Origin of the sequence: Aquincola sp. J276 (assembly GCF_024700035.1) — a bacterium.
Classification (GTDB): domain Bacteria; phylum Pseudomonadota; class Gammaproteobacteria; order Burkholderiales; family Burkholderiaceae_C; genus Aquincola; species Aquincola tertiaricarbonis.
Genome location: NZ_JAJONC010000001.1, coordinates 1566748 through 1580588, shown reverse-complemented (window position 1 = coordinate 1580588; position 13841 = coordinate 1566748). Strand labels below are relative to the sequence as shown.

The window sequence follows — 13841 nt, the reverse complement described above, 5'->3', positions numbered from 1 at the left end:
CGGCGCTTCAGCCCAGCTCGCGCCAGGCCGGCAGGCCCGGCAGGCCGGTGGCGGCGCGCACCGCGTTAAGCACCGCCCGGGCCACCACCTCGGCCGCCAGCGTGCCCAGCACCGACATCGGCGGGGCGGCGGCGGCGGTGCCGGTGGCCAGCGCGAACAGCGTGTCGCCGTCGCTGGCGGTGTGCACCGGGTTGATGCTGCGCGCCAGCCCGTCGTGCGCCACGGTCGCCAGCCGGTTGGCCTGAGGCTTGGTCAACACCGCATCGGTGGCCACGATGCCCAGCGTGGTGGCACTGCCGGTGGCCGGCACCTGCACCGCCAGTCCTTGGACGATGCTGCGCGCGCTGTGCTGCAGCGCCATGCCGTCGCCGGTGCGTGCGCCAGCCAGCGGCTGGCCGGTGGCCGGATCGATGACGTCACCGATGGCATTGACCGCCACCATCGCCGCGACCGTCACGCCATGCGCCTGCAGCGATGCACTGCCGATGCCGCCCTTCATCGCGCGGCCGATGCCGAACAGCTTGCCCACCGTGGCGCCGGTGCCGGCGCCCACGCAGCCTTCGGCCTCCGGCTGGGATGAGGCCGCCTCGCAGGCTGCCCAGCCGGCCGCCGCATCGGGCCGCGCCGTGGGCGCCAGCCACAGGTCGAACAGCACCGCGGCCGGCACGATGGGCACGCGCGCCGGACCCACCGGCAGGCCGTGGCCCTGGGCTTCCAGCCAGCGCATCACGCCGCCGGCCGCATCCAGGCCGAAGGCGCTGCCACCGGACAGCAGCAGCGCATGCACCCGGTCGACCAGGTTGTCGGAGTGCAGCAGGTCGGTCTCGCGGGTACCGGGGGCGGCGCCCCGCACGTCGGCCCCGCATACCGCGCCGCCGGGCGGGCACAGCACCACGCTGCAGCCGGTGGGGGCGCCTGGCAGCGTGTGGTGGCCGACCCGCAGGCCGGCCACGTCGGTCAGGTGACCGGGAAAACGCTCGATCAGGCGTGGGACGGCTTCAGGCATGCAGCCACTGTAGCGGCGCGCTGGCGACGCCGCGCGGCCACGCCCAGGCCGGCCAGGCCCAGCGCCATCAGCGCATAGGTCTGCGGTTCGGGCACCGAGGCCACGTAGGCCTGCACGCCGGCCACGGCCAGGTCGGGGTAGTTGCTGAACACGCCGTCCATGCCCATTTCCAGGTAGCGCTGGTACTCGGCGGCGGCCAGGGCCTTGTCGGGCTGGCCGAAGGTCCAACCGTGCACTTCCAGGCCGGCGGCGTGGGCCTGGTCGATGAAGGCCTTGCTCAGCGGCGCGGCCGCATAGTTGATGACCATGCCGATGCCGTCGGCAAAGCTCGCCACTTCGGCCAGCGACAGCATCTGCACGCTGCCGCCCGCGCCGAACACGCCCACTCGCGCCACGCCGTCGCCGCCGGTCAGTGCCGCGCCCAGCAGCACCAGCTTCATGTCCTGGCCCTGGGCCTGCTGCTTGGCCTCGATGCTGCGCAGCGTGCCGTCGCTGAAGGACTGGATGTACACCTTGTCGGCGGCGCGGCCGTAGCCGTTGGCCGTCAGCGTGGACAGGATCTGGTTCTCCATCACCGGGTCGGCCTGCTTGGCCTCGGGGTAGATGCCCACGGTGCGGCCGACCAGCGCGCTCTGCTGCTTGGCGAAGCTGATCACCTCCTGGAAGGTGGGCACGTCATAGCGGGGGTTGGCCGGCGTGAAGCCCGGGTACACCGACTTGGCGGTGCCACCGGCCGGCGGCACCACCGTCAGCGCCTTGATCTCGGCCAGCGTGAAGTCGCTGACCTTGTAGCCGCCGTTGCGCCGCGCGAACCACGAGGCCACGTTGGTGGTGCGGTCCAGCGTGTCGTCGTGCAGCGCCACCAGCTGGCCGTCCTTGGTCAGCTGCAGGTCGGGCTCGATGTAATCGGCGCCCATCTTGATGGCCAGCTCGTAGGCGGCCAGCGTGTGCTCGGGCAGGTAACCGCTGGCGCCGCGGTGGGCGATGACGATGGGGTTGGCGGCCTGCGCGGCGGGCGCGATGGCCAGCAGCGCGGCCAGCGTGAGGCCGGCGAGCACGAAGCCCTGGCGGATGGTGACGTTCATGGGGTACTCCTGGCGATCTTGTGGCTGTGCAATGCAAACAGGCCCGCTTTGGGCGGGCCTGCCGGCAGCTTGCCTAGACAAGATGACGCGGCCATGAACCTCGCCGCCGGTGATCCCGCTATGCGAACACGCCGGCCGTGTCCTGCATGCGGGCCGACACTTCGCCCAGGTGGTGCATCGTGTCGCCGTAGGCCATTTCCAGCATCGTCAGGCGCTTGAAGTAGTGGCTGGCCACGTACTCGTCCGTCACGCCGATGCCGCCGTGCAGCTGCACGCACTGCTGGCCGACGAAGCGCATGCTGTGGCCCAACTGCACCTTGGCCTGCGACAGCGCGCGCCGGCGCTGCTCCTGCGGCTCGCCGAGCTTGAGCGTGGCGTAGTAGCTCATCGATCGGCCCAGCTCCACCTGCATCTTCACGTCGGCCACGCGGTGGCGCAGCGCCTGGAAGGTGGCGATGGTCACGCCGAACTGCTTGCGCTGGTTCATGTACTCGACGGTGATGGCCAGCAGCCGGTCCATCAGGCCGACGGCCTCGGCGCACACCGCGGCGATGCCCACGTCGGTGGCATGCATCAGCGCCGGCAGGCCATCCTGCGCCACCAGCGCGGCGGCAGCGTTGTCGAACGTGACCTCGGCCGCCCGCGCGCCGTCCTGCGTGGGATAGCCGCGCACCTGCGCCGCGGCCTTGTCCACCAGGAAGAGGCCGATGCCGCCCGCATGCCGCGCGCTCACCACGAAGGCATCGGCCTCGTCGCCCGCGGCCACCACGCTCTTGGCGCCGCTCACGGTCCATCCTTCGCCGGCCTGCGTCGCGGTGGCCTGCACGTCGTCCAGCCGGTAGCGGCTGCGGCGCTCCTGCAGCGCCGGCACCAACAGGGCCGAGCCGTCGGCGATCCTCGGCAGCCACTCGGCCTGCAGCGCCTCGGGTGCAGCGGACAACAAGGCCGGGGCCACCAGCGCGGCCTCGGTGTAGGGCGCGTTGACCAGGCCGCGGCCCAGTTCCTCCATCACCACCATGGCCTCGACCGGGCCGAAGTTCATGCCGCCGTGCGCCTCCGGCACGGCCAGGCCGGCCAGGCCCAGCTCGGCCAGTTCGGCATATACCGCGCGCGTGGCGCCGCCGGCCTTGGCCAGGCCATGGCGGCGGTCGAAGGAGAAGCCTTTTTCCACCCAGCGCTGCACCGCGTCGCGCAGCGAGGCCTGGTCTTCCGTGAAGTCGAAGTTCATGTCAGCTCCCGAGCACGGTTTGCGCAACGATGTTGCGTTGCACTTCGTTCGAGCCACCGTAGATGGTGGTCTTGCGCATGTTGAAGTAGGTGCCGGACAGCGGCGCCAGGTAGGCCGCGCCGACGTGGTCGCCCTGCCAGCCGGCTTCCATGGCCTCGTGCACATAGGGCCGGGCGAAGGGCCCGGCGGCCAGCATCATCAGCTCGGTGTAGCGCTGCTGGATCTCGCTGCCGCGGATCTTCAGCAGGCCGGCCACGTCCAGGCTGCTCTTGCCGCTGGTCTCGGCGCTCAGCACCCGCAGCACCATCATCTCCAGCGCCACGATGTCCACTTCCAGCAGCGCGATCTGGTCGCGGAAGCGGGCGTCGTCGTACACGCCCTCGGCCTTGGCGATGCGCTTGAGCCGTTCCAGCTCGCGCTTGGCACGGTTCACGTCGGCGATGTTGGTGCGCTCGTGCGCCAGCAGGTACTTGGCGTAGGTCCAGCCCTTGTTCTCCTCGCCCACCAGGTTCTCGGCCGGCACCTCGACGTTGTCGAAGAACACCTCGTTGACCTCGTGCTCGCCGTCCAGCGTGATGATGGGCCGCACGGTGATGCCGGGGCTCTTCATGTCGATCAGCAGGAAGCTGATGCCCGTTTGCGGCTTGCCTTCGGTGCTGGTGCGCACCAGGCAGAAGATCCAGTCTCCGTACTGGCCGAGCGTGGTCCAGGTCTTCTGGCCGTTGACGATGTACTTGTCACCCTGGCGCACCGCCCGCGTCTTGACCGAGGCCAGGTCGGAGCCGGAGCCCGGCTCGCTGTAGCCCTGGCTCCACCACACCTCGCCGCTCATGATGCCGGGCAGGTGCTTCTTCTGCTGCTCGGGCGTGCCGAAGGCCATGATCACCGGGGCCACCATCACCGGGCCGAAGGGCACTACGCGCGGTGCGCCGGCCAGCGCGGTCTCTTCCTCGAAGAGGTGGCGCTGGATGGCGTTCCAGCCCGGGCCGCCGAACTGCTTGGGCCAGGCCCAGCCGTGCCAGCCCTGCTTGCCGAGGATCTTGGCCCAGCGCTGCAGGTCGTCCTTGCTCAGGCGCAGGGCGTTGTGCACCTTGTGGCTGATGTCCTGCGGCAGGTGGGCGGCCACCCACTGCCGGATCTCTTGGCGGAACGCTTGCTCTTCCGCGGTGAAGTTGAGGTCCATCGATGTGTCTCCTGGGGGGATCGCGCGTTTTAGCACGGTCGTTCGATTCGGCTTTGTCGCTGGTGCGACAGGCCCGCACCGGGATAATCCATGGCATGCCCGCCGCTGTCCATCCGCGTTGATGTCGAGTGCCATCGATGCCCTGCTTGCCGACCCGCGCCGCATGCGCGTGGCCGATGCCGACGTGCTGTCGCTGGCCTTCATCGACGCGCGCAACCGCACGCTGCGCTGGCTGGCGCTGTTCGAGGGCGCGCCCGACACCCGCCGCCTGCCCACCGCCGATGCCGCGGTGCTGGCGCCGGCCCGCTGGCTGGCCGGCCATGCGGCCTGGTACCAGGAGCGCTGGATCGCCCGCAACCTGCAGCGTGCCCGCGGCCCGCAGGCCGACCGCGGCCGTGCGCCGCTGGCCAGCATCGACCCCGGCGCCGACGGCTGGTGGAACCCTGACGCCGTGGGCGGCGCCGCCCGCTGGCACATGGCGCTGCCCGACTTCGGCGCCACGCGCGCCTACCTGGCCGACACGCTGGATGTCACGGTGGAGTTGCTGGCCGGCGAGGACGACGACGACCTGCACTGGTTCCGCGATGCGCTGATGTACGAGGACGCGCTGGTCGAGCGCTTTGCCGCGCTGGCCCAGGCGCTGGGTCTGGAGGGCGCCGCCACGCTGGCCGTCGCGGCGCCGGTGCTGCCGCTGCGCCAGCCGCTGCTGTTCGGCGCGCAGCGCTTTCCGCTCGGGTCGCAGCCGGGCGGCTACGTGCCGCCGTCCGAGCAGTGGGCGCATGAGGAGGCGGTGCCCGAGTTCGAGATCGACGCCCAGCCGGTGAGCTGGTCGCAGTTCGCCGAGTTCGTGGAGGACGGCGGCTACGACGAGGCCCGCTGGTGGCATGCCGACGGCTGGGCCTGGGTGGAACGAGAGGGCCGGCGCAGCCCGCGCGACGTGGAGCAGCTGCGCAACGGCGTGCTGCTGCGCCGCTTCGGCCGGCTGCAGCGCGCCGCGGCCGCGCAGCCGGTGCTGCATGTCAACTGGTACGAGGCCGATGCCTGGTGCCGCTGGGCCGGCCGCCGGCTGCCCACCGAGGTGGAATGGGAACTGGCCGCGATGCAGGGCGGCGCGCGCGGCTGGGCCTGGGGCGGCGTGCGCGAATGGGTGGCCGGCCATGCCCGCGCCTGGCCGGGCGGCGCGGCCGGCGGCGTCGATGGCCGGCTGCGGGTGCTGCGCGGCGTGGCGGCGCTGGAGCCACACCGCATCGCCCACCCCAAGGCGCGGCGTTTTGCCGCGGCCGAGCGGGACGAGGGCTTCACCGGTTTCCGCAGCGCGGCCTTGTAACCGCGGGTGGCGGCACGGCGCTTGCCGCATGCGCCGCCATGAATCAAAGCGAACTGATCGACTGGTTTGGCGTCACCCGGCTGGGCGGCGTGCCCTTGAGCAACCTGCTGTGGGGCCTGCTGGCGGCCTGCATCGCCTACCTGGTGCTGACCACCGCGCTGCGCTTCGCCGTCTCACGCGCGGGCAAGGTGGCGCAGCACACCGCCACGCGCATCGACGACTTCCTGGTCAACGTGCTGGCCGGCACCAACCGCTGGCTGATCCTGGTGGCCTCGGTGCTCATCGGCGTGGGCGTGCTGGACCTGCCGGACCGCTGGCACAGCCGGGTGGAGCACCTGTGGTTCCTGGCGCTGGCGGTGCAGATGGGCCTGTGGATGAACCGCGCGGTGCAGGCCGGCCTGGCCGCCTACCACCAGCGCCACACGGCGGGAAGCGCCAATCCGCAGCAGGTGAGCGCCGCCGGAACCTTGATGGCCTGGGGCGCCAGCACGCTGGTATGGGCGGTGGTGCTGCTGTCCATCCTGGCCAACCTGGGCGTGAACATCACCGCCTTCGTGGCCAGCCTGGGCGTGGGCGGCATCGCCATCGCGCTGGCGGTGCAGAACATCCTGGGCGACCTGTTCGCCAGCGTCTCCATCGCGGTGGACAAGCCCTTCGAGGTGGGCGACTTCATCGTCATCGGCAGCACCGCCGGCACGGTGGAGCGCATCGGCCTGAAGACCACGCGCATCCGCAGCCTGCAGGGCGAGCAGATCGTGATGTCGAACACCGAGCTGCTGAAGCAGACGATCAACAACTACAAGCGGCTGCAGACCCGGCGCATCGTCTTCACCTTCGGCATCACCTACGACGCCACGCCCGAGCAGGCCGAGCAGGTGCCCGGCATCGTGCAGCGCATCGTGCAGGCCAGCGATCGGCTGAAGTTCGACCGGGCGCACTTCAAGGGTTTTGGCGAAAGCTCGCTGGACTACGAGGTGGTCTACATCGTCCAGGACCCGGGTTTTAACGTCTACATGGACGAGCAGCAGCGCATCAACCTGGCGCTGATGCGCGAGCTGGCCGGCATCGGCGTGCAGTTCGCGTTCCCGACCCGCACGCTGATCGTGCAGGGGCCGGTGCCGATCGACATGCCGGCGGGCGACGGGCGGGCGTCTGGCGGGCGGGGGGCGGCTTCGGCGTTGAACTGACTGCGGTGCTGATGGCTGATGGAACGGGGCTCAATGCCTATCGCTGACGATGTGCCTGCAGCACGTAGCTTCGGGGTGATGTGTTCCGCTCGAGGCGGCAGCGAGGGCCACGCGGGACGGTGGGGTGCTGGGCGCAGGGACATAAGAGGAGGAGGTCCCAGCCCTAGGCTGGGGCCGGGGGACAGTCCCGGAGGCCAGTGCCCCGCCCTCCCGCGGCGTCCAAGCACCTATGGCCTCCCCCGCCAAGAACTCAAATCCGCTTCAACAACTCCGCCTTCTTCGCCGCGAATTCCTCGTCGCTCAGGATGCCCTTGGACCGCAGGTCGGCCAGGCGCTCGATGGTGGCGAAGACGTCGCCTTGCTCGCCCGGCGAGGGCGACGATGACGACGACGAGAACGAAGCCGCCGGCTGTTGCTGCGGCTGCCCGTCCGACGACCACACGACCGGCAGCGACGCCACGTCCACCAGCCCGTACTGGCTGTTGAAGCTCAGCGTGCCGCTGCCCGACTGCTGCTGGCCGAAGCCGCCGATGTTGTGGTCCTGCGTGTCGTACACGGTCACGCGGCCGCCCACGTCGATGGCCAGGCGGTGGGCCTGGGCGAAGTAGGCATAGCGCACGTTGTTCTGCGCACCGGTGCTGTTGGGCCAGCGCAGGTCGTCGGGCCACCAGTCGCCGCTGCCGCCGCCCGACGCCGCCGGCACGAACAGGCTGGCCTGGCCGAAGCTGTTGCGGTCGTTGCTCTGCACGCCGCCTTGGCCGCCGCTGTGCTGCTGCTGGCCGTAGCCGCCGCCCTGGCTTTGCGATTGGAAGCTGCCGCTGCGCACCAGGTCGGGCTGGCTGGACACCAGCTCGGACAGCTCGGCGCACAGGCTGTCCACCCGGCTCTTGAGCTGGTTGTTGAACATGTCCGACACCATCGTCATGCCGCCGCGCATCCACTGGCCGGAGCCGGCGAACTCGGGATGGCTGAACTGGGCCATGCCGCCGTTGCCGTTGATCACGGCTTCCAGCATGTGCGTCACCGCATCGGCGCTGAAGCCATGCCGCTGGGCGATGCCGTTGACTGCGTCCTGGCCGGCAGGAGAAAGTTGTCGCATGGAAGGCCTCGTCGCTCGTGGGCTGTGAAACCCGTGATTCTGAGGCCTTGCCATGTCAGGTGTTGCTCGTGGCGCGCACTTCCTCGATGGTGGTCAGGCCCTGCAGCACCTTCTCGATGCCGTCCTGGCGCAGGGTGCGCATGCCTTCGGCCAGCCCGGTGTTGAGGATCTCCTCCACGCGGCCGCCGGTCTGCACCAGCCGGCGCAGCTCGCGTGACATGGACAGCAGCTCATGCAGGCCCACCCGGCCCTTGAAGCCGCTGTCGTCGCAGTGCTTGCAGCCCGGCGCGTGGTAGTGCATGAGCTTGCCGTTGCTGCCGAAGCGCGCGGTCCAGTCCGCCAGCAGCGCCTCCTCCGTCTCGCCGGCAAAGCGCTCGTCCTGCGGCGGGAACACATGCAGGTAGTCGTGCAGCAGCTCGGCCACCTGCTGCTCGGTGGCGGGGCTCGCCACGCGGCAGTGGGCGCAGATGCGGCGCACCAGCCGCTGGGCCAGCACCGCCAGCAGCGCATCGGCGAAGTTGAACGGGTCCATGCCCATGTCCAGCAGCCGCGTCACCGTCTCCGGCGCGCTGTTGGTGTGCAGGGTGCTGAACACCAGGTGGCCGGTGAGCGAGGCCTCCACCGCCATGTGCGCCGTCTCGCCGTCGCGGATCTCGCCCACCATGATGACATCCGGGTCGGCGCGCAGGAAGGCGCGCAGCGCCTTGGCGAAGGTCCAGTCGATCTTGGCATTCACCTGCACCTGCCGCAGGCCGGCCTGGGTGATTTCCACCGGGTCCTCGGCCGTCCAGATCTTGCGCTCGGGCGTGTTGATCTTGGCCAGCGCGGAATGCAGCGTGGTGGTCTTGCCGCTGCCGGTGGGGCCCACGCACAGCACCATGCCGTAGGGGCGGCCCACGGCCTCGGTCAGGCGCTTGTAGTTGCGCTCGGAGACGCCCAGCTTCTCCAGCGGCAGCGGCTTGGCCGAGGCCAGCAGCCGCATCACCACGTCTTCCAGGCTGTTGTTGGTGGGGATGGTGGCGATGCGCAGCTCCAGCTTGTGCTGGGGGCTGAACTTGGCGAAGTTGATCTTGCCGTCCTGCGGCTTGCGGCGCTCGGAGATGTCGAGGTCGCACATGATCTTGATGCGCGCGATCAGCGCCGCGCGGTAGGTGTGCGGCAGCTCCAGGTAGGCACGCAGCACGCCGTCCTTGCGGAAGCGGATCTTCAGCTTCTCGCGGCCGGGGTAGGTCTCGATGTGGATGTCGGACACGCCCTGGTTGTGGGCGTCGATGATCATCTGGTTGATCAGCCGCACCAGCGAGTTGTCCGACTGCTCGATCGGCTGGTCGTCGTCGCTTTCCTTGGCGGCGCTGGAATGCTGCAGTTCCAGCGTCTCCACCAGCTTGCTGGCGTCCTGCGGCTCGAACTCGATGGCGGCGCTGGGGTCGTCGTTGCGGGCGCCCGAGGTGTCCATGCCGAAGCGCTCGTACACGCCGGGCAGCGCCCGCTGCACTTGCGCGGCAGTGGCCAGCGTGGGCACCACCTTCAGCTGCGAGACGAATTCCAGCTCCTCGATCACCGCCCGGCGCGAGGGATCCTCCAGCGCCACGATCAGGCGGCCGCCGCGCAGCAGCAGCGGCAGCGTGGTCAGCCGCGTGGCCACCGCGAACGGCAGCTTGCGCACCGCTTCCTGTTCCACCGGGAAGTGGGCCACGTCCACCACGGGGTAGCCCATCTTGCGGGCCAGCGCGGTCTGCAGGTCCTGGCGCGAGACCAGGCCCTGGCGCACCAGCATCTCGCCCAGCGGCACCGAGCGGTCGTGCTTCTGCTGCGCCAGCGCGTCGTCCAGCTGCTGGCCGGTGATCAGGCCCAGCGCGGTGAGCGCCTCGCCGATGCGCACCATCGGCATCTTGGCCTGCTGCTCGATGGCTTCCAGCAGCTGGTCGGCGGTGACGATCTGGCGGGTGACGAGGATGTCGCCCAGCTTCTGGGAGCGCATGCGCGACTGTTCTTCCACCGCCTGCTCGATCTGCGCCGGCGTGGCGGCCTGCTGTTCCACCAGCAGCTCGCCCAGGCGGGTGCCGAACTCCACCTCGCTGTAGGCCTCGCGCGGGATGAAGCCGCGCAGCACGGTGCCGGCATCGTCCACCGGCTCGAAGATGAACACGCCGTAGGCCGCATCCACATGGCCGATGGTCAGGCCTTCGGTGGAGGTGCCGTCGCGCCAGATGATGCGGAAGGGCACCGCCGGCCGGTGGTCGACGATGGCCGCATGCGGGTCGTTGTGGGCCGAGCCCAGCGTGGGCAGCGGCGCCTTCAGCGTGAGGCGGCGGAACTGGTCGAAGCGCAGCGGGATGGCGGCGCGCGCGGGCAGCACCTTGACATGCGCGATGCCGGCTTCGGGCGTGAGCGACATCAGCTTGCCGGGGCGGGCCTTGCCGCTCAGGCCTTCCAGGTCGCAGTCCTCGGGGCGGCTCTGGCGCACCGGCTCCGGGTAGCTGGCATAAGGCGGCGTGGGCCACTTGAACGGATCGTAGGCCGGCCCGCGGTCGGGGCCGAGGTCGGCCGGGACCGTGTCCTGCATCGAGAACTCGAGCGGCGGCAAGGAAAGATCAGACATCAGGTGTCCTCGTGGCACGTGGGAAGCGCCGGAACAGACACACCGGCACGCCCCTGCATGCTAGGCAGGCGCGCCGATCCAGAAAGGCCGATAAGCCGGGCCGCCGGCCCTCAATTGGTGCCCGGCGGCGCCACCACCGGATCGGCTCCCATCACCGCATCGGGCAGCCATGTAACAAGCTGGGGGAATACCGTGACGAGCACGATGCACACCACCAGGCAGCCGAAGAAGGGCAGGGCGGCGCGGGCGATGGTGTTGCTGTCCTTGCCGGTCATGTTCTGCAGCACGAAGAGGTTGAAGCCCACCGGCGGCGTGACCTCGGCGATCTCGACCAGCAGCACCACGAAGATGCCGAACCACACCAGGTCGAAGCCGGCCTTCTGGATCATCGGCAGCACCACGGCCGAGGTGAGCACGATCATCGAGATGCCGTCCAGCGCGGTGCCCAGCACCAGGTACACGCCCACCAGCACCGCGATCAGCGCATAGGGGCTGAGCTGCAGGCTGTCCACCCACTCGGCCAGCTCGCGCGGAATGCCGGTGAAGGCCATGGTCTTGGTGAGGAAGGAGGCCCCGGCCAGGATGAACATGATCATGCAGCTGGTGCGGGTGGCGCTCATCAGTCCTTCGACGAAGTTGCGCCAGGTCAGGCTGCGGCCCCAGGCCGCCAGCGCCAGCGCGCCGGCCACGCCGTAGGCCGCGCATTCGGTGGCGGTGGCGTAGCCGGCGATGAGCACCCAGCAGATGAAGACGATGAGCGCCGCGCAGGGGATGAGCTGGCCCGAGCGGCGGATCTTCTCCATGAACGAGGTGGGCGCATCCGGCGGCGGCACCTGGGCCGGGTGGCGGATGCTCCACCAGGCGATGTAGCCCGAGAACAGTGCCATCAGCACCGCACTGGGAATGAAGCCGGCCAGGAAGATGCGGATGATGGAGGCATCCGCCGCCACCGCGTACACCACCATGGTGATCGATGGCGGAATGAGGATGCCCAGCGTGCCGGCGGTGGCCAGCGAGCCCAGCGCGAGCCGCTCGGAGTAGCCGCGGCGCTGCAGCTCGGGCAGGGCCACCTTGGCGATGGTGGCGCAGGTGGCGGCCGACGAGCCCGAGACCGAGCCGAAGATGCCGCAGCCCAGCACCGTGGTGTGCATCAGCCGGCCCGGCACGCGGTTGAGCCAGGGCCGCAGGCCCTCGAACATCTCCTCCGACAGCCGGGTGCGAAACAGGATCTCGCCCATCCAGATGAACAGCGGCAGCGCCGCCAGCTCCCACGAGGCGTTGGACTCCCAGAAGGCGGAGAACAGGTTCTTGGCCGGCTGTGTGCTGGTGAAGAACGCCTGCCCCACCCAGCCCACGATCGCCAGCGTCATCGCGATCCACACGCCGCCGGCCAGCAGCACCAGCATCAGCACGAGCAGGATCGCGCCCATCGTCAGGATGTCCATCGTCGCGTCGGTCCCGGGTTCGTCAGATGTCGGAAGAAAAATCGCCCTGCGCGTGCCGCTGCTCCACGGCCACCACGAAGCTGGGCCGGCCGCCGCGCAGCACGATCACCAGCTCGTCCACCACCGCGATCCACAGCAGCACCGAGCCGATGGCAAAGCCCAGCTGCGGAATCCACAGCGGCATCGGCAGCAGGCCGGTGGCGATGTCGTTGAACTCCCAGCTCTCGTAGGTGAACGAGACGGCAGCCCACATCAAGTAGCTGGCGGCGGCGGTGCCGATCAGCAGCGACACCAGCTCCAGCACGCGCCGCACCTGGGGCGACACATGCTCCAGCAGCAGGGTCACGCGCACGAAGTCGCCGTGCTTGAAGGCATGGGCCATCGCGAAGAAGCCGGCCGCCGCGCAGCACCAGGCCACCACGTCGGGCACGGCGCCGGTGCGCACGCCCAGGCCGCGCAGCACGCTCTGGCCGATCATCAGCAGCGCGATCAGCGCCACGAAGCTCGCGGCCACCACGCCGGCCGCGAAGTACAGCCCGTCCAGCAGACGGCGCATCACTTGCGGAAGGCGCTGATCACCGCATCCCCGTCAGGCCCGGCCTTCTTCTGCCAGTCGGCCAGCATGATGCCGCCCACCTGCTTCAGGTCGGCCACCAGCTTGGGCGAAGGCGTCATGATCTTCATGCCCTTGTCGGTCAGCGCCTTCTTGTACCAGGCGTTCTTCTCCTCGCTGATCTTCCAGCCGCGGGCCTCGGCATCGGCGGCGGCCTTGAGCAGCGCGTCCTGCGTGGGCTTGTCCAGCGCGTCGAAGGCCTTCTTGTTGACCAGGATGCCGTTCTTGGGCAGCCAGGCCTGGGTGTCGTACCAGTACTTGATGCTCTCGTAGGTCTTGCTGTCGTAGCCGGTGGAGCCGCTGGACATGTAGCTCTCCACCACGCCGGTGGCCAGCGCCTGCGAGAGCTCGGCCGCCTGGATGGTGACCGGCTGCGCACCGATCAGCTCGGCCACCTTGGCCGTGGCCGGGCTGTAGGCGCGCCACTTCAGGCCGCGCATGTCGGCCACCGAGGCGATCTCCTTCTTCACGTAGATGCCCTGCGGCGGCCACGGCACGGCGTACAGCAGCATCATGCCCTGCGAGGCCAGCAGCTTCTGCAGCACCGGCTTCTGCGCCTCGGCGAGCTTCTTCGACTCGGCATAGCTGGTGGCCAGGAAAGGAATGCCGTCCACGCCGTAGATCGGGTTCTCGTTCTCGAAGTTGGCCAGCAGCACCTCGCCGATGGGCGCCTGGCCGCCTTGCACCGCTCGCTTGATCTCGTTGGCCTTGAACAGCGAGGCGTTGGCATGCACGGTGATCTTGAGCTTGCCGCCGGTAGCCTTGTCCACGTCGGCCGCGAACTGGGTCAGGTTCTCGGTGTGGAAGTTGGTGGCGGGATAGGCGGCGGGCAGGTCCCACTTGGTCTGGGCCTGGCTGGCCATCACCGCGCCCAGCGTCAGCAGCGTGGCGGCCAGGGTGGTGGGCATCGAAGGGACACGGGTCACAGGCATGAGGTCGCTCCAGCAAAGAGGTGTGCGAACTGTCGCACCGAAAACGGGCATGGCTAGCACGGTGCGTGCCGGGGCTTACCCGGAGGTGCCGGGCAACCGCATTGCCGGGGCCACGGCTTTGCGATAAAACGTCG

The 13841-nt window shown here is 69.7% G+C and carries 11 protein-coding genes; 2 read left to right on the top strand and 9 right to left on the bottom strand.

The window, feature by feature from the left end:
* Positions 1 to 7: 7 nt before the first annotated feature.
* From LRS14_RS07220 to LRS14_RS07205, 4 genes are all read right to left on the bottom strand, one after another.
* Positions 8 to 1006 (bottom strand): P1 family peptidase, encoded by a 999-nt coding sequence (locus tag LRS14_RS07220; RefSeq protein ID WP_257799093.1) that lies wholly within the window; start codon positions 1004 to 1006, stop codon positions 8 to 10.
* The gene (locus tag LRS14_RS07215; protein ID WP_257799092.1) at positions 982 to 2091 is read right to left on the bottom strand and encodes a glycerophosphodiester phosphodiesterase family protein; all 1110 of its coding nucleotides are present in this window, start codon (positions 2089 to 2091) and stop codon (positions 982 to 984) included. Before LRS14_RS07215 ends, LRS14_RS07220 begins: the two co-directional genes overlap by 25 nt.
* Positions 2092 to 2209: 118 nt before the next feature.
* The gene (locus LRS14_RS07210) at positions 2210 to 3319 is read right to left on the bottom strand and encodes an acyl-CoA dehydrogenase family protein (RefSeq protein WP_257799091.1); all 1110 of its coding nucleotides are present in this window, start codon (positions 3317 to 3319) and stop codon (positions 2210 to 2212) included.
* Between the two features lies 1 nt (position 3320).
* Complete coding sequence (locus LRS14_RS07205; protein ID WP_046112240.1) at positions 3321 to 4502, bottom strand: acyl-CoA dehydrogenase family protein; 1182 nt, start codon at positions 4500 to 4502, stop codon at positions 3321 to 3323.
* A gap of 121 nt (positions 4503 to 4623) precedes the next feature.
* On the opposite strand from LRS14_RS07205, the gene LRS14_RS07200 reads away from it, so the two are divergent.
* Together LRS14_RS07200 and LRS14_RS07195 are read left to right on the top strand one after the other, a co-directional pair.
* Positions 4624 to 5829 carry an SUMF1/EgtB/PvdO family nonheme iron enzyme gene (locus LRS14_RS07200; protein WP_257799090.1) on the top strand — a complete coding sequence of 402 codons (1206 nt, stop codon included), beginning with the start codon at positions 4624 to 4626 and terminating at the stop codon, positions 5827 to 5829.
* 38 nt (positions 5830 to 5867) lie between these two features.
* The gene (locus LRS14_RS07195) at positions 5868 to 7016 is read left to right on the top strand and encodes a mechanosensitive ion channel family protein (RefSeq protein ID WP_257799088.1); all 1149 of its coding nucleotides are present in this window, start codon (positions 5868 to 5870) and stop codon (positions 7014 to 7016) included.
* Between the two features lie 250 nt (positions 7017 to 7266).
* Here the strand turns inward: LRS14_RS07195 and LRS14_RS07190 are convergent, their stop codons facing one another.
* The 5 genes from LRS14_RS07190 to LRS14_RS07170 all read right to left on the bottom strand — a co-directional run bounded on the left by LRS14_RS07190 (position 7267) and on the right by LRS14_RS07170 (position 13683).
* Positions 7267 to 8115, bottom strand: a complete 849-nt coding sequence (locus LRS14_RS07190) for an SHOCT domain-containing protein (RefSeq protein WP_257799087.1) — start codon at positions 8113 to 8115, stop codon at positions 7267 to 7269.
* Positions 8116 to 8170: 55 nt separating this feature from the next.
* Positions 8171 to 10717: a GspE/PulE family protein gene (locus LRS14_RS07185; RefSeq protein ID WP_257799086.1), complete on the bottom strand. Its 2547-nt coding sequence runs from the start codon at positions 10715 to 10717 to the stop codon at positions 8171 to 8173.
* 110 nt (positions 10718 to 10827) lie between these two features.
* Positions 10828 to 12162 (bottom strand): TRAP transporter large permease, encoded by a 1335-nt coding sequence (locus LRS14_RS07180; RefSeq protein ID WP_046112236.1) that lies wholly within the window; start codon positions 12160 to 12162, stop codon positions 10828 to 10830.
* A 22-nt stretch (positions 12163 to 12184) separates the two neighbouring features.
* Entirely contained in the window at positions 12185 to 12718 is a 534-nt protein-coding gene (locus LRS14_RS07175) for a TRAP transporter small permease (RefSeq protein ID WP_257799085.1), read from the bottom strand.
* A complete protein-coding gene (locus tag LRS14_RS07170) occupies positions 12718 to 13683 on the bottom strand; it encodes a TRAP transporter substrate-binding protein (protein ID WP_046112234.1) in 966 nt (321 codons plus the stop codon). Before LRS14_RS07170 ends, LRS14_RS07175 begins: the two co-directional genes overlap by 1 nt.
* Positions 13684 to 13841: the final 158 nt, after the last annotated feature.